Annotated in this window: 16 protein-coding genes and 1 pseudogene; 4 read left to right on the top strand and 13 right to left on the bottom strand. The window is 47.1% G+C overall.

Annotated features, from left to right (window positions below; all coding sequences use genetic code 11):
* Nucleotides 1-75 precede the first annotated feature (75 nt).
* The 4 genes from rfbB to rfbA form a co-directional block, all read right to left on the bottom strand.
* Nucleotides 76-1095: a dTDP-glucose 4,6-dehydratase gene (gene rfbB, locus DWV20_RS08670; RefSeq protein WP_118256816.1), complete on the bottom strand. Its 1020-nt coding sequence runs from the start codon at nt 1093-1095 to the stop codon at nt 76-78.
* A gap of 75 nt (nt 1096-1170) precedes the next feature.
* Nucleotides 1171-2145: a hypothetical protein gene (locus DWV20_RS08665; protein WP_117877421.1), complete on the bottom strand. Its 975-nt coding sequence runs from the start codon at nt 2143-2145 to the stop codon at nt 1171-1173.
* Nucleotides 2146-2154: 9 nt separating this feature from the next.
* On the bottom strand, nt 2155-2592 hold the full coding sequence (locus DWV20_RS08660) for a DUF4869 domain-containing protein (RefSeq protein WP_117877423.1): 438 nt from the start codon (nt 2590-2592) through the stop codon (nt 2155-2157).
* Nucleotides 2593-2686: 94 nt separating this feature from the next.
* Nucleotides 2687-3586 carry a glucose-1-phosphate thymidylyltransferase RfbA gene (rfbA, locus tag DWV20_RS08655; protein ID WP_117877425.1) on the bottom strand — a complete coding sequence of 300 codons (900 nt, stop codon included), beginning with the start codon at nt 3584-3586 and terminating at the stop codon, nt 2687-2689.
* A gap of 156 nt (nt 3587-3742) precedes the next feature.
* Between rfbA and DWV20_RS08650 the strand changes: the two genes are divergently transcribed.
* Nucleotides 3743-6214 (top strand): glycosyltransferase, encoded by a 2472-nt coding sequence (locus tag DWV20_RS08650; protein ID WP_117877427.1) that lies wholly within the window; start codon nt 3743-3745, stop codon nt 6212-6214.
* 286 nt (nt 6215-6500) lie between these two features.
* Here DWV20_RS08650 and DWV20_RS08645 read toward each other — a convergent pair whose 3' ends face one another.
* The 3 genes from DWV20_RS08645 to DWV20_RS08635 all read right to left on the bottom strand — a co-directional run bounded on the left by DWV20_RS08645 (nt 6501) and on the right by DWV20_RS08635 (nt 9265).
* Complete coding sequence (locus DWV20_RS08645) at nt 6501-8039, bottom strand: DUF2142 domain-containing protein (protein WP_158565187.1); 1539 nt, start codon at nt 8037-8039, stop codon at nt 6501-6503.
* Between the two features lie 179 nt (nt 8040-8218).
* Nucleotides 8219-8560, bottom strand: a complete 342-nt coding sequence (locus tag DWV20_RS08640) for a DUF2304 domain-containing protein (RefSeq protein ID WP_117877431.1) — start codon at nt 8558-8560, stop codon at nt 8219-8221.
* 9 nt (nt 8561-8569) lie between these two features.
* Nucleotides 8570-9265: a glycosyltransferase family 2 protein gene (locus DWV20_RS08635; protein ID WP_117877433.1), complete on the bottom strand. Its 696-nt coding sequence runs from the start codon at nt 9263-9265 to the stop codon at nt 8570-8572.
* A 284-nt stretch (nt 9266-9549) separates the two neighbouring features.
* On the opposite strand from DWV20_RS08635, the gene DWV20_RS08630 reads away from it, so the two are divergent.
* Complete coding sequence (locus DWV20_RS08630; protein WP_118256815.1) at nt 9550-10560, top strand: glycosyltransferase family 2 protein; 1011 nt, start codon at nt 9550-9552, stop codon at nt 10558-10560.
* Nucleotides 10561-10701: 141 nt separating this feature from the next.
* Here DWV20_RS08630 and DWV20_RS08625 read toward each other — a convergent pair whose 3' ends face one another.
* Together DWV20_RS08625 and DWV20_RS08620 are read right to left on the bottom strand one after the other, a co-directional pair.
* Complete coding sequence (locus DWV20_RS08625) at nt 10702-11850, bottom strand: glycosyltransferase family 4 protein (protein ID WP_117877437.1); 1149 nt, start codon at nt 11848-11850, stop codon at nt 10702-10704.
* A 191-nt stretch (nt 11851-12041) separates the two neighbouring features.
* Nucleotides 12042-13283: a polysaccharide biosynthesis C-terminal domain-containing protein gene (locus DWV20_RS08620; protein WP_117877439.1), complete on the bottom strand. Its 1242-nt coding sequence runs from the start codon at nt 13281-13283 to the stop codon at nt 12042-12044.
* A 466-nt stretch (nt 13284-13749) separates the two neighbouring features.
* On the opposite strand from DWV20_RS08620, the gene DWV20_RS08615 reads away from it, so the two are divergent.
* Nucleotides 13750-14607 (top strand): phosphorylcholine transferase LicD, encoded by an 858-nt coding sequence (locus tag DWV20_RS08615; RefSeq protein ID WP_117877441.1) that lies wholly within the window; start codon nt 13750-13752, stop codon nt 14605-14607.
* Nucleotides 14608-15335: 728 nt separating this feature from the next.
* Here DWV20_RS08615 and DWV20_RS10210 read toward each other — a convergent pair.
* From DWV20_RS10210 to DWV20_RS08595, 4 genes and pseudogenes are all read right to left on the bottom strand, one after another.
* Nucleotides 15336-15506, bottom strand: a pseudogene (locus tag DWV20_RS10210) (L,D-transpeptidase family protein); the annotation flags it as partial.
* A 21-nt stretch (nt 15507-15527) separates the two neighbouring features.
* Nucleotides 15528-17285 carry a hypothetical protein gene (locus DWV20_RS08605; protein WP_158566368.1) on the bottom strand — a complete coding sequence of 586 codons (1758 nt, stop codon included), beginning with the start codon at nt 17283-17285 and terminating at the stop codon, nt 15528-15530.
* A 163-nt stretch (nt 17286-17448) separates the two neighbouring features.
* Nucleotides 17449-18516, bottom strand: a complete 1068-nt coding sequence (locus tag DWV20_RS08600) for a C40 family peptidase (protein ID WP_158566366.1) — start codon at nt 18514-18516, stop codon at nt 17449-17451.
* 108 nt (nt 18517-18624) lie between these two features.
* A complete protein-coding gene (locus tag DWV20_RS08595) occupies nt 18625-19620 on the bottom strand; it encodes an N-acetylmuramoyl-L-alanine amidase family protein (RefSeq protein WP_117877447.1) in 996 nt (331 codons plus the stop codon).
* A gap of 164 nt (nt 19621-19784) precedes the next feature.
* Here DWV20_RS08595 and DWV20_RS08590 point away from each other — a divergent pair, with 164 nt between their 5' ends.
* Nucleotides 19785-21557: a phosphotransferase gene (locus DWV20_RS08590; protein WP_199573644.1), complete on the top strand. Its 1773-nt coding sequence runs from the start codon at nt 19785-19787 to the stop codon at nt 21555-21557.

Here is a 21557-nt window from a genome sequence, read left to right as displayed (position 1 = left end):
GTGCCGCAGGATCATCCCCATGCCCTGCGGCACCGCGAGGGGCGCTCGAAAAGGTAAACGTCCGGGAATCCGGGCCTACTGCCCCTGCGCCCTGTAACGGGCCTCGGTGGCCTCCTTGGCCGGTCGCCACCAGGACTCGTTCTCCACGTACCAGCCGATGGTCTGCTTCAGGCCCTCGGCGAAGTCGGTGTGGGCCGGCCTCCAGCCCAGCTCGCGCTGGAGCTTCGTGCTATCGATGGCGTAGCGGCGGTCGTGGCCGGGGCGGTCGGCGACCCAGTCGAAGTCCTCGGGGTCGCGGCCCATGGCCTCGAGGATCATGCGCAGGACCGTGATGTTGTTCTTCTCGCCGTCGGCTCCGATGAGGTAGGTCTCCCCCATCTCGCCCTTCGTGAGGATGTCCCAGACGGCCGAGGAGTGGTCCTCGGTGTGGATCCAGTCGCGGACGTTCTCGCCGCGGCCGTAGAGCTTGGGGCGCACGCCGTCGATGATGTTGGTGATCTGGCGCGGGATGAACTTCTCCACGTGCTGGTAGGGGCCGTAGTTGTTGGAGCAGTTGGAGATCGTGGTGCGCAGGCCATAGGTGCGGGTCCAGGCGCGCACGAGCATGTCGGAGCTCGCCTTGGTGCTCGAGTACGGCGAGGACGGGTGGTACGGCGTCTCCTCGGTGAACTTGGCGGGGTCGTCGAGCGCCAGGTCGCCGTAGACCTCGTCGGTGGAGACGTGGTGGTAGCGGATGCCGTGCTTGCGGACGGCCTCCAGGAGGCGGAAGGTGCCCTCGACGTTGGTGCGCAGGAAGGGCTCCGGGTCGGCGATGGAGTTGTCGTTGTGGCTCTCGGCGGCGTAGTGCACGATCGCGTCGTGGCCGGGGACGATCCTATCGAGCAGCTCCGCGTCGCAGATGTCACCGACGACGAGCTCGACCCTGTCCTCGGGCAGCCCCGCGATGTTCTCGGGGTTGCCGGCGTAGGTCAGCTTGTCCAGGACGGTGACGTGGACGCCCGGGTGGTTGTTCACGACGTAGTGCACGAAGTTGCTGCCGATGAAGCCGCAGCCGCCCGTGACGATGATGTTCTTAGGTTCAAAAATCTCAGACATGAAAATCCAATCTGAAGCAAGTACAGCTTCTTTAGTATGCCGCAGGAAGTGACGCCGCGGCACTATTCAACAAAACTATCGGACATTTCGGCATGCGATAAGAGCCATGACCTTCGCAGAATTACTTCCCCTACAAAACGCCTCCGGAATGCAGTCTTTGTCGTACCGGAAGACCGAATTCCCAGTTTTATCGCGTAAGTACTTATAGAAGAAGTCTTCCCAGCTTTTAAACTTCTCACTGTTTACAAAGGCTTCTGGGGTTTCCAAAACCGCCTTAACATCTAACCTTGAAATTACGCCAGAGCTCAGCAGAAGCCACTCGAATGACTCGGGAAGACAAACCGTAACAGTATCGCGATGAATGTCTTGCAGCTTAAGGACGCGGTCCGCATGGCACCCAAATGCCGCTCCGTCCGCAACAACAAACACGCGATCATCGAGATGCTGATCCAACCACCCCAAAATCGCGCTGTTCGTCATAGCCGAAGCACAATTAAGCTCACGGCCAGCGAAATGCCGTTCAAAGAACTGAAAACCAGACTTACTGTCCTCGCATAGAAGGATGGAAAAGTCCTGCTTTGGCGCTGACCGGGAAATAGCGTAACGGTGATTCCCGCGATCTTGATAAACAGGGACGAAAGAATGGTATTTTCCGCTCGTCTTAATCTTGTATATCTCATCCACGCTATACGGAAGATTGGGGAAGTCAGCCCTTGAGATCAGCACGAAGTAGTTCGAGGAATACAATACATGATGAACAAAAACATCGGAATGAATCTCTTTTAAGCCCTCGTCGACAAATACAATCGAATCATGAACGGACGAAAGCTGATTTCTCCAGTCATAATCAGTCAAGGCAACGCAAGGACAATCGCATTGCAGAGAAACGCCCGACTGCTCACCCATACGCATATAGTCCGCGACCATGTCAAACAGCGTCGTCTTGCCGGTACCGCTATTACCGCGCACGATAGTGATATTCCGCTTAATAGTGAATGTATACTTGGTTCCCCTACGGCGGGAAATCTTAACGAGATGCGAACCGTTCATAAGCAGCACCTACAGGTACGGAATCGACTCGTGGATTAATTCAGCCATGTTATGAGCGATGTTGCCGCTGTTCACGACTTTGATTTTGAAGTCCTCGCGACCAAAGTCCATCACATGATAGAGGTTGATAACGAGTTTGCGGTCTTTCGCCATGTCGAGAATCCACTTAGCACAGTTATCGCCACAGGTTGAAGCATTAAAAATATGCTTACGATCGAACTTCATAAGCAACAACGTTTTCACGCCACCAGAAAGCTGGAGCGGCGAAATAGGCCCAAGCACAGGGCTTTCGATGACGTTTTCGGAGACAACGTCCGATCGGTCGACATCCTTAATTATCGAAACCGCATAGGGGTCCGTGATCCAAGAAGACCGGTAAGAGTTTTTGAAATATGTCGCTGTGTTGTAAATCGCTTCTGGCATATCGCCAAAGTAGACGCTTAACACATCCACTCCCAATCATATTGGCTATATGGTCACCGTAATCATAACGAAAGGGGCCACCAGATAACGGTGGCCCCTAAAAGAAAGCAAGAAGACGCTAGTACTCGCGCGGGCTGTTGACAATCTCGCCGGCGGCGACCTTCTTCAGGTGCTGGCCGTAGACCGACTTGCCGTAGGCCTTGGCCGCCTCCTCGAGCTCGGCTGTCGTGATCCAGCCGTTCTCCCAGGCGATCTCCTCGGGCACGGACACCGGCAGGTCCTGCGAGTGCTCCACGGCGCGGACGAACTCCGCGGCCTCGTGGAGGCTCTCCATGGTGCCGGTGTCGAGCCACGCGTAGCCGCGGCCGAGGGTCACGACGGAGAGCGTCCCCTCCTCCAGGTACATCCGGTTGAGGTCGGTGATCTCCAGCTCGCCGCGCTCGGAGGGCTGGACCCCATGCGCCTTGGCGGCCACGTCGCCCGGGTAGAAGTACAGGCCGGTGACGGCGTAGGAGCTCTTGGGCTCGGCGGGCTTCTCCTCGATGGAGACGGCACGGCCCTCCCCATCGAACTCCACGACGCCGAAGCGCTCGGGGTCGTCCACGTGGTAGCCGAAGACCGTGGCGCGGCCCGACTCGGCGTTCTGGACGGCGCGCGTCAGGTGGCGCGACAGGCCGTTGCCGTAGAAGATGTTGTCGCCGAGCACCAGGGCGCACGGCTCGCCGGCGATGAAGTCCTCGCCGATGGTGAAGGCCTGGGCCAGGCCGTCGGGGCTCGGCTGCTCGGCGTAGGACAGGTTCACGCCGTAGCGCGAGCCGTCCCCGAGAAGGCGCTCGAAGTTGGGCAGGTCGGTCGGCGTGGAGATGACCAGGATGTCCCGGATGCCCGCCAGCATGAGGGTGCTAAGCGGGTAGTAGATCATGGGCTTGTCGTAGACCGGCAGCAGCTGCTTGGAGGTCACGAGCGTGAGCGGGTACAGGCGCGTGCCGGACCCGCCGGCGAGGATGATGCCTTTCATAAAAATCCTCTCGATTGACAATCGTTGAGCAAAAGCCGCTGATTACAGATGCATAGTTAATTAAATTATACGCACCGGCAGCAACCTCCCCGTCTTCTTATTTAAATCGGACAGCAGAAACACGCAACTCTTTCTGCATTTCTAGCGAGGCAACAAATGAAAAAGTACAATGAGCAGTGTCCAACAAACGAAAGGCAAACAATGCGAGTCGAAACAACCGGAGTATGCAGAGGAAACTGGAAAATCTACCAGCAGCTTAAGATTGAAGGCATCCATAAAGGCTCCAGCGTAAGAGCCCAGGCGGCTACAGACGATAACCGCTGCTTGCCTTTATCCCTCCTAAAATTCCGGGACAATAGCTGTGATTCGAACTCATACGTCCTTGTAATCCCCGATCCCGATGCTCGCGCCATCAAAATTGAGTTTAGCGAAATCGGCCAAGACGGTCGCACCCTGAGCAGCGACTCCCTTTCGCTAAATTGCAAGAACATCAAATGGGAGTCGCGCCTTAACTACAAAATTAAACCTGACATGTGCAGCAAACTCCGAAACTACGATGACGTTTCAGAGTTTGACATGGCAACGATTGATTTTTGGCAGTGCATCGAAGATTCAAGCGACTATATCCTTAGGTGCACGGTGAGAACACCTTATCGTAACGACTCCAAAATCAAACTGCGTTGCCTCGATCGAGCCCTCAATGAAGTTGATTTGAGCATCGTCAATTTCGGGTCGAATGTAACAAGCGTTGGATTTACGTCCGAGAAAAAGCAACTTGAAACGCAGCTCTCGATTCGCATGCCAAAGGCGTTCGATCGTTACTACTTTGTTATTGACGATCAAAATCACCCATCATTCAGTGCGTTTGACTGCTTAACGCCCGATAAATTAGGCTTGCTTCTTGAGGAGACCAACTTCCTCTTTACCCATGCGCAGTTCGATCCTGAATACCCCGAATGGTTCACGGAGCATAAGGCCACCATCGGCGCTTTGGAGAAGCAGAGAAAAATCGTCTTCGACTGCGCTCCGAAGTTCAGCATCATTGTCCCTCTTTACAACACGCCCATTTCATTCTTTAACGATATGGCCGAATCTGTAAAAAACCAGTCTTATGCAAACTGGGAGCTCATCCTAGTTAATGCGAGTCCTGACAATCAGGAATTAAAGGCTCGCGTTGAGCAGGAGACGGCCCACGACAACAAAATTAAATCAATTAACCTTACCGAGAATAAGGGCATTTCCGAAAATACAAACGCCGGCGTTGCCATCGCTTCGGGTGATTTCGTCTGTTTCTTTGACCATGACGACATTCTTGAACCGGACTTGCTGTTCTCATATGCCGAGGCAATTGAAAACAATAATGACGTCGATCTTCTTTATTGTGATGAAGATAAACTCATGCCCGATGGAAAGCTAGCGCAGCCGTTCTTTAAGCCGGATTTCAATATCGATCTGCTCAGAAACAATAACTATATCTGCCATATGCTTACCATCCGTAAGTCTCTGCTTGACACTCTAGAACCGAACACGAAAGAGTTCGATGGAGCACAGGATCATAATCTGACTCTCCGCGCCGTGGAAAAGGCAAGGAAAGTTCATCATGTTGCAAAGGTTCTATATCACTGGCGCCTAAGCGAGACCTCCACCGCAGCAAATGCCGATAGCAAGCCGTATGCCACTATCGCAGGTATCAAAGCGGTCCAGAGTCATTTGGACAGGCTTGGGCTCAACGCAACGGTCGAACAGGCACGTCGCCCCTTTACATATAAAGTAACCTACGCCGTGCCAGATTCCCATCCGCTCGTGTCGATTATCATTCCGACTAAAGACCACGCCGACATTCTGGACAACTGCATTAAGTCAATTGTTGAGAAATCAACGTACGACAATTTCGAGCTTGTCATAATCGAAAACAACAGCACAGAAAAGGCGACGTTCGATTATTACGATAAGTTGCAAGCAAAATATCCCGATATCGTTCGTCTTGTAACTTGGGAACACGAATTCAATTTCTCCAAGCTCATGAACTTTGGCGTTGCTCACGCCAAAGGAAACTATCTCTTACTGTTGAATAACGATACAGAGGTAATTACGCCCAATTGGATAGAAACCATGCTTGGCATCTGCGCACGTGAGGATGTTGGCGCAGTTGGTGCAAAACTCTACTATCCCGACAACACCATTCAGCACGCGGGCTTATGCGTCACTGGCGGCGTGGCAGGGCATCTTTGCCAAAGCATGCCAAGGGATAACTGGGGATACTTTGCACTCAACGATGCACAACAAGACTTCAGCGCCGTCACTGCAGCTTGCATAATGACCAAGCGTAGCGAATATGAGAAAGTCGGGGGTTTCACGGAAGAGCTTCAAGTTGCATTTAATGATGTTGACTTTTGCTTAAAGCTACGCGAGATCAACGACCTGATTGTATACACACCCGAAGTCGAGCTCTATCACTACGAGTCGATTTCTAGAGGAGTTGAAAACAATACGGAGAAGCAGATTCGCTTCCACAAAGAGGTCGCATACATGAACTATCGATGGGCTAAGTATTACGTCGAAGGCGATCCTTATATGAATCCAAACTTCACCGTCGGGGAACCCGCGAATCGTTACTATCATTTATAGATAATGAGTATTTACTCATTTGGGCGCTGTTGAATATCGCGAAACTGCGCCGTCGATATCGCGCTTGGGCACCGGGCCCGACATGGGCTCCGGTGCCGTTTTGCTACCTGCGGTCCGCCCCGCGGCACGGCCTCATGTTGGCCTCTCGCATGCCAACCTAGCGCTCGGTCAAAGTCTCTGCTTGGCTTGTAAAAGCATAGCTTTCGGGGACCCTGCGGCGTCCGAATCATCGCCTGTTATCTAAACAGTTAGATAGAAGAAAAACCCGAGAGCATTACGCAAAGGCCTACACACAGGATGCAATACTAATAAAACGAATAAGATATAAACAATTCATCACGCACATGCCAAAAGAGACGACAGAAAGCGAAGATGAGTTGAATTTAAACAAGCGCGTTCTCGACCCAAACAACAAAGCTGGTAGAACAGGAAGAAAATATCGTCCTTGAACACCCTGTATTACATTCTCGTAATTGAACGTCCAGCCCAACCACATAGATACAATGGAACCAAGGGCAGCCAAAGCAAAAGCGATAATAAACAGAATGGAACAAATGGGGCTGAGAAAAGAGGGCTCATCTTCGGAATCCAAACAACAAATAAACCCAAACAACAAATAAGGAATCATAAAAAAGGTTGGAAACTGCAAGTTTTTTTGGAGCCATCCAAGCGAATACCCTAAGGTGGATTCCCAATAAAAATCTCCTAGGGAATCTAATGTCCTAAAAAAGACCTGGAAGCTATTCTTTGGATGCATGATGATGTCACTGAGCGTATAAAACCGCCCAATCTCTTGGCCACGAGAGACATCTGAAGACTGAGATACCAATGTGCTCATTGATGCTAGGCGCAGCACTAGAACGGAGGCTATAACAGCAAAGATTAGTGTGCACTTACCGATACGTCCGACTTTCACATCTTGGAACTGCGAAAGGGGCACAAGCAAACCAAGTAATATCAGCCCAGAATAAATAACCTTACACGGAGCCAAAAACGCCGAAATAATTAAATAGATGACGATTTCTTTACAACCTATTGATTTCTGCTCTCCAAAAAAACCGCGCATTAGACAAGCGAATACTAAAAGCGAGTACGCAATAATTCCTGAATCATAAGAGTATGAAGCAGCCAAGTGAAGCGTCATAGGCAGCAGCGAAACAAAAACAATAATCGATTTGCCCTTAGGTGCAATCCTGTATGCCTGGAACGCACAAAAGCAAAAAACCAGAGCCGAACCAATGCGCCCCATATAGAACACAGGATAGGCACCAAGTCCGAAAAACAGACCGATTTGCAGACCAACGATAGATCCTATTTTCGCAGTAACATTCTCACTACCGACGCTAAATGAGAACTCATTGAACGGAGTCCACTTCCCATTCTCAAACAGAGTAAAATTCTGAATAATCGAATCAAATGAAGAGGAGTCAATGGCGTTACTCTGGCGATTCTTATAAAGGGAAAGATCGATATCCCGTACTAGGAAGCCACCATTATTTGTAACATGTGCATTATATGGAAGATTATCAACCAACCAATAAGATGAAAAAAAATGATGGCCTTCATCCGGAACCGTAAACGGAGGAAAGATAAAGACAAAAATAATTAGAAACGCTATAAGCAGCGCCAAAAATACCCATTCACTTTTAAGACGATAGTATTCCTTTGCATATGCAGCACAAAGGCCAAGAATTAGAATCAACGAAATCGTAATTGTAAACAGTGTAAGTAATCTCGGATTATTTAGATACCAATAGACTGAATAGAATGCAAAAAAAACGGCGAACACAATGAATGCAGTCTTAAATCTTACAAAACTTGTCATGGAAATCCTTTGAAACCAAAATCTTATTGCGAAATAGAAGTCGCTGAAATAAGTCTTAAAAAGCGAACGGGAGACTGTCATCTAAAAACAATAGTTAAATTTGCGGCATCTCGACTTCGAAGATGTCCATCCATACTGCATATAGAGACAATCCCTAATCCCCTACGCAGATACCAAAACTAGCTGGAACTGCTATTCTTTTCGAGCAATGCTATTTTTTGTGTCAGATTTTTAATCGCAAGCGCTTGCCTACTAACGGTCACAGATAGAGACAGCAAGATTAAAATTACGAAAATAAAACCAGCGACAAAAATAAAATTGGCAGACGTTACAAAGCCAAAAAAGGAAGAAAGGAAATAAATCGGCACAGGGAAAATACTACATAATAAAAGGGTAACGACCAAAGCTAGCCATAAAAGGGAGTAGCGTAATTGAAGTTTATCGGTCGACACGAGACGAATGACATAAAGAGCCAATAACAAGCAAGCGAATACTATGGCGATCCGTATTGATACAGACATTATCAACTCCTATTTTGAGTAGGCGGATATAAAAATAGCTAACGTAACCTTGATCATATAGTAAACGCTGGAAAAACCAGAAATAGAAGAAGTGCCGCCCTGTCGTTCCTTCATAACAACTGAAACCTCTGTTACATCTAAGCCCTGAGCGAGCGCATAAACAATAGAATCAGGCTCAGGATAGTCAGAAGGATACTTATTACAGAAAAGCTCAATGGCCTTTTTATTACAAGCCCTAAAACCTGAAGTCGGGTCTGTAATTCTCCGTCGAGAAACCAACCTGATTACATTTGAAAACCAGGTTATGCCAATTCGCCTTAAAAAAGAGGACTGAAAACCGGTCGTCGGTATTAAAAACCTAGACCCAACAACAATATCGGAGCCGGATTGAATCTTTTCAATAAGAGCGCCGATGTAGTTGGGGTCGTGTTGGCCATCGCCATCCACTTGAACATCGATATCATAGCCAAACTGTCGAGCGTATTTATGCCCAGCCTGGACTGCACCGCCAATACCAAGATTCTGTGGCAAATCAAGCACATTAAGGTGGTTCTCTTCACATATCTGGAGAGTCTTATCCGTAGAGCCGTCATTAACCACAAGGTAGTCATAGCCAAATTGCATAACTGACTGAACCGTGTGAAGTATATTAGCCTCTTCGTTATAAGCTGGAATTATGACCAAAACGCTAGGGCTATTATTCATAACAATCCTTAACAGAAGTTTACTAATGGAAGTTAATATTCAGAGTATAGGCTTGGATATTATAATCTTAAATAGAATTTATATATAGAGACTACTGAGATTTGGATCAATACAGTTGAAACGCAACGTACAGATTGACTACTGAATCTAATAAATCAATTGATGCGAATCAAGGCCAATTATTAGATGATGTAGTCAAATTGGCAAACAACTACACTTGAGTGCGTCTTTCACGGCTGTTGTAAAATGCAAAATCGTAGACCATAGTTAATAGGAGAAATCGAATGTTCCTTTCAATTATTATCCCTGTATATAATTCCACCCAGTACTTGTCTGAATGCGTCAATTCTCTTTTAAACCAGTCTTTTAAAGATTTTGAAATTCTTCTTGTCGATGATCAGTCAACTGACAATTCCCCGGATATCTGTCGAGATTTTGCCAACAGTAATGCAAGAGTTAAATTTATCCAGCGGGCACAAAACGGCGGAACTTCTGCTGCTAGAAACACAGGACTTAGAGCGGCAAAGGGGAAATATGTTACATTCACCGACAACGATGACTATTGGAGATTCTCGAATGCCATATCTGATCTCTACCAGCTCATTAGCAATGATAACGAACCCGACGTTGTAATTTATCCCACTTGTTCATATTGGGAGAGCCGGAATGAGCTTATAGTTGATTCAAATCCGAATAATATTGATACTTATCAAAACTCTTCGGATTTCGCAACTTCAATAAGCTCGTTAATAGAATCGGGCTTATATTGCTCTGCTGTATGGAGCAAAACAGTCAAAAGACAGTTGATTGTTGACAACAATCTATTTTTTTTAGAGGGCAAGAGGAATGAAGACTGTGACTGGTCTTTTAGATTATTGTATCAAATTAAGTCTGTCAAACTCTATAACTCCCCTTTTTATGTTTGGCGACGCAATTCCGCCGTGTCGCAAAGTGTAAAACCGCTTGATGCAAAAATCGTCAAGGACCTTTTAGGCATACTCCACCAGCATTGCGAAGCCATTAACACAGAAATGATATCTAAAACCAATAAGGCAGCATCGAATGCTTTTGCGGCCTATCTCTATGTAGTACTTCTTGGCTACGCGGGAACCCTAAGTAAAAATGAAGCTAACGTTATTTTAGACTCAGCCATCAAATGCAGCTGGCTGCTTAGTTGCAGCGACAGAAAACAGGTACGGATCTGCAGGTGCGCCGCACGCTTTATAGGTCTAACCAATACCTCAAAACTACTAGGGCTGTTGATGAATAGAGAGCGACGTCGTATTGCAAGCTAGCAATTCTGTGATCACTCAACCAATGCAATGAATAGCTAAACACAGACGCAGTGCATAGCATTAAGGCGTAAATCTTGAATGCTATGCACTGCTTACTTTTGGACAAGCATAGAATCCCCGGGATCTGGACGCCCGGGTCAATTATTCGCCAATAGCAAATGCAGAACAAAGCAATTTAGCAGAATCCCTCCAAGAATGCTTCGATTCGACAAGCATCCGAACCGCTTTAGATTGAGCTTTCAACAAAGAACGATTTGACACAACTTGATTAATAGCCCGCTCAACCGACTCCATACTCATAGATTGAATAATTGTCCCATATTCGCTACTCGGAATAAGCTCCCGAGCCCCTCCGACATCAGTAACGACAGCAGGACACCCGCACGCAGCTGCTTCCAGAAGTATTGTTGAAAAACCCTCGGAACGAGTCGGGAGACAAAGTAAATTGGACTGCTGAAGAAGCGCAGAAACATCAGCTGCAGACAGACGTCCCACCCAGTGAAGTGACTCCCCCTGAGCGAGCTCAACCTCAGAAGACATTGGCCCATCACCCGCCAAGACAAAATGGACCCCGAGATTAATAAGTCGTTGGCTTTTCGAAGTATCAATTATTGACTTGATTCCCTTTTCTGGAATGAATCGACCAATGTAGGTGACAATAAATTGAGTCTCTCCTAATTTAAGCTCATGTCTAAAATCTCGCCCTGAAGTCATTTCGCGATATTCTTCTGCGTCAATTGCGTTTGGAATAACGCCTTCCGCTTGAATTCCAAAATGCCAAAGCCATTCCATGCTTTTCTGAGAAACGCCGTAATATGCAGGGCTATATCTCTTGCCCCATGCAGTAATAAGATGCTCATACATGCACACAAACGGATCAAGCATTGGATTACTAAATGAAAGATGAGCCGACCCATGATCAAGCACGACAGGCTTTAGACCCTTCTGCCGAGCAAATCTAATACCAGCAATTGAATGAAGGTAAAACCTTGCATTTATCAGAACGCCGTCAAGGTCTTGAGCTTCGAGCCATTTCCAAAGATCCAGATTTTCTTTATTGATCTTAGCGATTGGAAAGCGTCCATCAACAAGTGGAAAACACGAAAGACGAAGGATTTTAATATCAGAATCATCCTCGATGCCAGAACCAACAAAATTGGTATCGTTGGTAACAACGATAACCGAAGCGCCCTTTGCCGCAAGGGCGTGCGCCATATTCTGAGTAAAACTCTCAATTCCACCCATATGAGGAGGATATTGAGCTGAGAAAATCGCGTATGTACTAGCCATGGTATTTATACTCCCATCCGTCTACAAAGGCAGTCGCTGCTAAATAGATAAGAACAGGGGCCTTCAATCATCATATTGCTCAACCGTCCACCATATGGTTTTGCTGGTAGCATTTCGCGTCCGCATCAAAATATGAATTCAGAACTACGCCGAATACCGGAGACCATGAAAAGCTGCAGCGAATACGCTGCCTATCTATCTGGATTATCAATGACAAGACTACGGACAGATTTAGACAGAAAAGAAAACAGAATGCTACAGGCTATGAAGTAACTGATGATGACTACATAACTGGCTCCATTTAAACCTGTTCGTGGTATCAAAAACCATGCCAAAGGGAATGAAATGAAGCACCCAATACAATTCCCAATAAAACAACCGGCCATATCACGGACGCTAATTAGAAGATCGCTTAAAAATGCAACCAGAGCCGTAAACGCAGAACTAAAAAGACCCGCATATATTAAATAGCTATTGGCTGCAATCCTACTCCCAAATACGATAGTGAGTAGTTGACTGCCAAAAAGCATGAAAACGCCCGCACAAACAGCAAATAGCACACACATCGATAAAGTCACATTGAAAACAAGTCGAAAAAGCCCCGACGCGTCCTTCGCTTCGTATCGCTCAGCAAAAGTTCCCAAAAGAGGGGCATAAACATAGGTTGCGCAGGCCTGAATGATTACAATCGGAGTACAAACAGTTGCATAAATACCCAATGATGAAGCGCCGTAACACTCCCCCAGAAATTGACGTGAATATGTAACCACCACCGAACAAAGAGACATGCCGACCACAGCAGGAAGGCATGACATAAATAGACGCTTAATAACCGCGGCATTAAAAGAAGGCCTAACATCAGTAAATTGCGATGCGATCTTATAGTCAAAAATAATCACAGGATAAGTAGCCACAACCATAGCAAACAAGGCCACATTGAGATTATCGAATTTTGCTAGCCCTATGATAAAAGCGGCGAGAAACAGCGTTGCTCGAATTATCATTGAAATACCGCAATAATCCATTCTGAGATGTTGCTGATCAACTCCATGCAACACATCGATGAAAACATCCCCAGCGCGGAATACAAGGTAAAGGAATATTACGGTATAACTGTCCCTTGAACAGGTGAAATACATGTATATATACGTAAAAATTAATCCAAGAAAAATCGTCGTTAATCGAAAACCAACATACTCGCCTGCTGATACCTTCTCATGAATATCGGAAACCTGATAGGATCTAATTCGGAAAAGTCCAATTTGTGAAAAGATATTTGAGACAGACATTGCCACCGCAAGTAAGCCTGCGGCATCGTAGCTGCTAGACAGTCTCGCTACAACGACAGTAATAAGCCATTGACAGCCCGAGTAGTATAAAGAACCAATCGAGTTCCATAGCATATTTGCCTTAAGTGAATTTTCCTTCAACATTCCCTCTTAATCCAAATTCGAATAACTTAATTTATTCTAGATATAATAAACTTGACCAGAACAATTTACACATGCCAAGGCTATCCAACGCCAAATTTCCGTTCGCTATATTAAAGCGTAAGAAGATTTCTGGCACACCTTCCACATAAAGCGTGACTACTCTCGGAAACGCAACAAACCTATCTATTCCGTCCGCAATCCGATGATGACAGTTGGCTCTCAATTGCATATAGATGTACAGTCTTCACTATGCGCATAGCTATTTATGTCGAAAGTCTATCCTTAGTGCACCGCAATTGTTAATTCGCCGATTATCCTATATATGGTACTAGTGGCCTTAATGCACTACTTGTGGGGCGTATATGGTTTATTTCACCACTTGAAAGGCCCTTTACTTTTCCATTCCATAATGTTGTAAGAGTTTTTACTAGCTGCTTACGATTACTATCTAGTGTATGAGGTTACTATGACAGAGGATAGTGTGCTGACTCGTCTTCAATTTGTTGAACTCTCTATTTTGGAAGTAGTTGGCTCTCTTTGCGATAAATTCGGAATTAATTGGTGGCTTGATGGGGGCACCTGTCTTGGAGCCATGCGCCATAAAGGTTTTATACCTTGGGATGACGATATTGATATTGGAATGATGCGTTCTGATTACGATCGTTTTTGCAGCATTGCTTCTACTGAATTGCCCGATGGCTATTCCTTCCATGATTCTCGCAATTCTCCTGGCTATGCGGCGATGTTCTGTAAAGTCTATAAGGATGGCACTCGCTTCGAGAACCAAGAAGGGAGGGACTCTGGTTCTGCTATGGGTATCTTCGTTGATGTCTTTCCGTACGATTATTTATATGATGAGCCTAAGCTTAGATCTCGTCAGCTCAAACTTGCTTTGAATGCTCAGCGCCGTTCTTACCTTTATCATTCTGGGAATATCACTGTTCCTCATCGAGGCTTCCTTGGCTTTATCGAAAAAGCTGGTTGCAAGGCGTTACATTTCATTGAGAAAGCGTCCAATAGGGGTCCCCTTGAGTATCAGCGTCAGTTCGATCGCTCTATACCTGATTGCAGCGTTGGCACGGTCAGCAAGGAATGCCTAACTCTTGCTTGGCCAAATATGAATCCTATTCTAGTGGATGATATTTTTCCTCTCGCTCATGCGGAATTTGAGGGAAAGCTATATCCTGTCCCGAGGTTAACCGACAAGTATCTTACAACGATGTATGGGGATTGGCGTGCCATTCCCAAAGAGGAGGACCGACATACTCATTTACCCCTTCTAATTGACTTTGGGGATGGGGAGATTTGGGAGTCCGAGAAATAGCATAGGGTATCACTACGTTCTTTTTCCCACACTATATCCTCCTCATATAAGTGGCATTGAAAACTTCACCTACAGTTTGCCGCACGCACTCATTGAACGTGGCAATGAGGTGCTGGTGGTTATGAACAATACAAATGGTTTAGATGCCGAATTTTCTGTCGAAGACGGGGCGCGCGTTCTTCGCCTGTCCTGTTTTCCCTTTTTGCGATGCGCTTTCACGTTTCTAAGATAAATGCTGTATCACGTAAATTGTAGAAGCGTATCGAATGCCAGCAATTCGATGGCGTGCTCGTATATGCTTATTTCTATATTCATTCGCTTGACGGCATTAGGTTTGCCAAAAAATAGGACACAGCACCCGTTATCCTAGATTACGGCTCAGCCTTTCTCTCATTCGGTAATCCGGTGATTAATCCCTTGGCCCGTACATATGAACGCCTAATAACGACTTTGGACAAGCGATTCCATCCAGATTATCATCCTGTTTCAAGCAAGACTGTTGAGTAGATGAGGTCTTTTGGTATTGCGGCAAAGGGTGTTAGCCCAATTCAATTGGTGCTATGTCATTCAGGAAGATGTCCTTGGGGCGAGACTTTCGCAATGAACTTAGCATAGACGCTGGGGCTTTTTTAGTCTGTCTTGTCGGTCGGGACACCCTCTCCTTCAGGCAAATTGGTTTCCTCGAACCCTCCCAGCCTCATGAATCAGATTCAGAAATTGCTCCTCCTTTAATACGTAACAACCTTCGTTCCATAAGGGATGTTATCGTAAATCCATTTTGCGTTCTGGATCTCAAGGCGAACGCATCCAGCAGACGACGGAACGCCCATCGTTGGATCCATCACCCGGTTGCTATTAACGTAATAAGGCGACGAATGGAATAGATAGTCGCCATAGAATTGCGTGTAGTAATAGCAAGTCTACCCATGGCCAAAGGAATAGCCCTTGCCATAGACCTGATACTCCCCCAACACCGTAGGTGTACTAGCTTTGCCGGTGGAACATACGTATCGACGGTTCAAAGACCAATTCCCCCTAGACCCCGTATAAATGCTTGTAAGACAGCGCGAAGTGTCGACGAGTATCAGCCAGTTTGTATTGCTTGAATAACTTTGGGCCTTAGCATCCATATAATCAGACACCCAAGCGCCGTTTGCCATAAAGTAATTCCAGGACCCGTCCACAACGCGCCAGCCAGTAGCCATAGCACCACTAGCGTCAAGCCAATACCAGGTGCCGTCCAGATTGAGCCATCCGGTCTGCATGAAACCAGACGAATTCAGGTAATACCAAGATCCGTTAACGGCAACCCAACCGGTTTTCATAACGTAAGTGGACGGATCTAAATAGAACCAAGAACCATCCTTGTACAGCCAGCCAGATTTTGCATAGCCGCCCGCCTCATCAAAGAAATACCATTTTCCATTTACGCTCTTCCATCCAACGCAGAGGGAACCATCGGTTGGATCAGCATAGAACTTACAGCCTCCAAGCATCACAAACCCGTGAGCTTCGATCAATTCGCCATCGCCGTTTGATGTAAACAGTTTTCCATTACGCAATGCTCCACACAATGAGCAATCAGAACCAGCAAAAGCCTTAGATGGCTCATCCTGAACCGAGTTCCGGACATCTACCCATTCACGACAAGCAACAGCGCCTGAAGCTTTTGCATAATAGCTTTTCCCATTTACAGAAAAATGACCAAGCAGCATTTTACCGTCGGCGGCAGGATCGAGATAATAGTATTGACTACCGTCTTTCAGCCATCCAGTCTTTATAATGCCCGACGCATGAGAAGGCTCAGCGTAATACCAGTCTCCATCGCTCATAAACCAGTCGAGTGACAGCGCTCCCGTTGAAGAAAAATGATACCGATTGGATCCGATGGCAAAAAAGCCGGTAACCATCCTATTGTTATTTGCGACATCGAGCCAATACCAAGCGCCGTTCACCGAACGCCAGCCCGATGCAAGTGCGCCGGAACCGTCAGCGTAATACCAGTCCGTCCCATCAAACGCCCAGCCAACAACCATTGCACCGGAATCAGATAAATAGTAACGAGACGAACCAACGGAAACGATACCCCTTGACATGGCGCCATCATTGGCGGGATCAAGCCAATACCAACTATTGTCAGCTTGAAGCCAGCCTGTTAAAACTTCGCCATTGCTGCCCCAATACCATAAACCGTTATCAAGACACCATCCATTAATCAGCCCATAGGCTCCAAGAAGATAAGGATGCCCATCAATAACACGTCGACCAGTAGCCATAGAACAGCTGTTAAGGGAGTCAAACCAGTACCATTGACCTCCAATAAACTGCCAGCCACTTACCAAAGCGCCTGATGGACTCGCGTAATACCACTTATTGTCAGTAAAAATCCAGCCGCAGCTCATTGCACCGTCACGAGCGGGGTCCAAATAGTACAACGAGTCGTCAATAATCTGCATTCCGGTCAAACGACAGCCGTCAAGATAGTAATACCAGGACAAACCATTCCATTGCCATCCAAATAGCTTTTCTGTCCTCGACGGTTCTTGGCTTTCGACAACCTGTTGGTTCGAATCTTCCGATGTTTTGCCAGCATAATCGCTGGACCCTTGAGGGCAACCGCCACCGGCAAAGGCACCCGACCCGTCTGTAGAGTCGCACCCCACGATGCCGCCGTCCATCCCCTCTTCCGCGGCATAAGCAAAGCACGGAAACGCAGGGGTGAAAAGTGAGAACGAGACGGCAAATACTAGCACGCCGATTACTCGCCAACAAATTCGATGCTCAATCCGGACATTCATTTCAGGCCCCCAAACCGATATCGACCGTCTTACAGCAAAGCAATTAAATAAATGGACGGGCTGCGCCGATCACATTTCCCCTTGCGCTTATGGGATGAATTCCGACGCCCTGATGAGGCCAAGAGTCAATCATCATACCGCCGCCAAGTGCAATAGCGATATGCCCACGGTAATAAATCACATCGCCGCGCTGAATCGAGTTCGTGCTAACGGGCATAAAGATATTGCTTCGATACCAATTCATGGAATTGTAGGTTTGGCTTGGATCCCAGCGATGGTTATAAGGGTTGTAAACACCCATATCCATGCCAGTAGCATAAAGGCACTGCAAGACAAAACCAGAGCAATCAACAGCTCCACCGGGAGCGGTAGACCAAGGCTCAATATATTGCGTACCGATATACTCATTGGCGCGCTGGATAAAGGCGTTCACGCAATCTTCCCGCGTTGCTTCGACAGAAATGCGAGAAGGGGTCACATAGGTAAAGTATCCGGTGCAATAGCTAGGCAGCTGAACAGTCCAAGAACTGACCTGAGGATACTGGGATGGATTTTGCCAGCCAACTTTGTCGCACTGGCCATCGCTCCAGAAAACTCGGCGAACACCATCGATGGTTCTTGCTCCCGTCGCCATAGCGCCGCTGCCGTCTAACCAATACCACTTACCCGAATCTTTACGCCAGCCAACATGCATGCTTCCATTGGACTCAAGGTAATACCATGTTCCATTCAGGCATTTCCAACCAGTTGCCATTTTTCCGCCAGCGTTTAGGTAATACCATGCACCGCCAGTAAAAACCCATCCGGTCTTCATCACGCCAGAATCGGCATCAAGCCAATACCAATCGCCGTCAATCTGCAGCCATCCAAGATGGATGGCACCCGTTCCGGGCTCAGCGTAAAACCTTAGATTTGCGAGATTAACCCAGCCGGACGCAACCTGCCAGCCATCAGTTCCAGCGGTTTTTAGGATAGTGCCGTTTTCGCAAATCACATCCTTGCAAAGATATCCATTATCATCAGCGTATCTCTCAACGCCATCATTAACGGTAACCCAGCTTGAAACCACAAGCCTACCGCTCTGGTTTGCAAAACAATCGTTGCCGCCCACCTCGAATAAGCCCGTTTTCATGAGATGGCTAACAGGGTCCAGGTAATACCAGCTTGCGCCTTCTTTACACCAGCCTGAAATAAGTGAGCCAGATTGGGAGGCTAGATATCAGCCGTTCTCGGACTGAGCCCAGCCAACAGCCATGGCCCCATTGGTATTCAAATAATATGCTGCGTTACCAAGGTCTAAATACCCAACGAACATTTTGCCGTCGGAAGCTGGGTCGAGATAATACCAAGTGTCGTTAACAAGTTTCCAGCCAGTGGCCGCAATACCGTTCGAGCAATAATACCAATCTGCTCCGTCTTTGTACCATCCATTTGCGAGGCCATAGTCACCAAAAATGTAGGTTCTTCCACCAATCTTTTGACGACCCTTGAACATGATGAACGTCTGTGAGTCAAAATAATAGCGAGCCCCACCTATCGTCTGCCATGACGAAGCAAGGGCACCCGATGAATAAGCCCAGTACCAATTCCCGTCAACGAGAATCCAGCCGGTTTTCATAGCACCAGAGGCATCTAAATAGTATTTCCCGGTCCCAAGGTCGACAAAACCAACCTGCATTACATGGGTGGCAGGATCTAGGTAATACCATGTGCCGTTTTGGTAAAACCAACCAGCAGCTAAATCGCCTCCAGCATTGGCATAAAACCATTTCCCATCTGAGTTGCGTAGCCAGCAGTTTTGATATAGCGCGCCAAAAGGCGTTGCGGCATTACAGTCATTCGCATAAAACGAAGCAGTCGATCCGCCAGCATCGGTCACATTGAAATAACCTGTCTGCATTGCACCATCATTGGCTGGATCAAGCCAATACCAATAGCCCCCGCTTTGCAGCCAGCCAGTTTGGTGTTTACCGTTTTTTCCGTAATACCAAACTCCAGACGACTCGTCTCGTTGCCAGCCATCTTTTATGACGGAAGAAATATCAGGTTGCAAATCATCGGAAACCACAGAAGAAAAATCCGCTTTTGACTCAATACTCTGAGCCTCAACGGAATCCTGTGCAAACGCGACATTCGCACTCAGGGGCGAGCAGCAAGCAGTGATTAATGACGCGACAGCACAAACAAGCGCGGCCTTCTTTTTGAATCGATACATAAGCGACCCTCCCAAATATCTCAGTTATCTATTTTAGTCCACATTCCAAGATTGATTTTCGTTACTGTCTGTTCAGTCTGTGTAGATAATTAATTAAATTGAACATATCGTTCAATCATTCTATTCTTTTCCTAAGCATTGAACATCTTAATTGGAGGCCTGCAGTGGAACTGACCAAGCGTAACTTTACAGTTCTATACGAATACCTAAAGAACCCATATGCCAGCCAGCGAGAAGTTGCCGAGCGCACTGGCCTTTCACTTGGATCAGTAAACGCAGCAAATAGAGAGCTCACGAACGAAGGCCTTCTCGAATCGGACAGCCTAACCGACAACGGTTACGAAGCACTTCACCCCTATAAGGTTGAAAACGCAGTGATATTGGCTGCGGGGCTTTCGAGCCGCTTTGCTCCCATTTCGTATGAAAAGCCCAAAGGCCTTTTAAAAGTACGTGGCGAGATCCTCATTGAGCGTCAGATTAGGCAGCTGCAAGACGCGGGTATCAGCAATATCACCGTCGTTGTCGGTTATAAAAAAGAGTATTTCTTCTATCTTGAAAGCAAGTTCGGCGTTTCGATTGTCGTCAACAACGAATATGCATCCAAAAATAACCACGCATCGCTTATGTGCGTAAAAGAGCGACTTGGCAACACCTACATTTGCTCAAGCGATGATTACCTTCTAAACAATCCGTTTGAGGCATATGTTTGGAAAGCATTTTATTCTGCTCAATATGCTGAAGGCGCCACCAAAGAATGGTGCATTCAAACGGGAGCAATGGATAGAATCACCAATGTTACGATCGGTGGTTCCGATGCATGGTATATGCTCGGACATGTTTACTTTGATAAAGCCTTCTCGCTTGTGTTTAAGCAGATTCTTGAAGCGGAATATGACAAGCCCGAAACAACGGACAAGCTTTGGGAAGATCTATATATCGAGCACATCAAGGAGCTCGATATGATGATCAAGAAGTATCCTGAGGGCGAGATCAACGAATTCGATTCTCTTGATGAGCTGCGTGCCTTTGATCCGCATTTTATCGAAAACGTTGACTCCGATATTTTCGATAACATCGAGCAAGTGCTCGGCTGCTCCAAATCAGAGATTCACGACGTTTATCCCCTTAAACAAGGTCTTACGAATCTATCGTGCCACTTTAGAACCAATGACGGAGAGTACGTTTACCGCCATCCGGGAGTCGGGACCGAACTGCTTATTAACAGAAATGGAGAAGTAGCCGCACTTAAAAAGGCCAAGGAGCTCGGCCTTGACGACACGTTCATTCATGAGGACCCAAAGCGTGGTTGGAAAATTTCGAAGTTTGTACCCAACGCAAAGCAGCCTGACCCGCATGATCCTGCCCAAATGAATCGAATGATGCAGATGTGTCGTTCGCTTCACGAGAGTGGTGCAAATGTTGAAACCGAATTTGACTTCTACCTCGAAGCGAAGCGCTACGAATCACTTCTTCTGGAAAAAGGTCCCATCGACATTCCAGGCTACAGGGAAATGTCCGCCGAAATCGATGAATTGGAGCACTTTGTACAGGCCGATAATGCACCAAAATGCCTTTGCCACAATGACTTCTTTTACCTCAATTTCCTTATCGATGAGAACGACAAGTACTATCTCATTGACTGGGAATATGCTGGCATGAGCGATTACGCAAACGATTTTGGAACATGCAGTGTCTGCTGCGAGCTTTCCGAAGATGAAGTCGACCGCGCGCTTGATGCATATTTTGGGCGCAAGGCAACAAACAACGAAATTGCGCATAACTATGCGCACATTGCCCTTGCAGGATGGTGCTGGTACCTCTGGTCTCTTCTGAAAGAAGCCGAAGGCGACTTCGTGGGCGAATGGCTCTATATCTACTTCAATTACGGTGCCAAATACCTCAAAAAGGCACTGGAGATCTATCGGAAAGGTGAGTAA

The organism is Collinsella sp. AF02-46-1 (genome assembly GCF_003465825.1).
Classification (GTDB): Bacteria; Actinomycetota; Coriobacteriia; order Coriobacteriales; family Coriobacteriaceae; genus Collinsella.
This window is presented reverse-complemented; position numbering and strand designations above follow the sequence as displayed.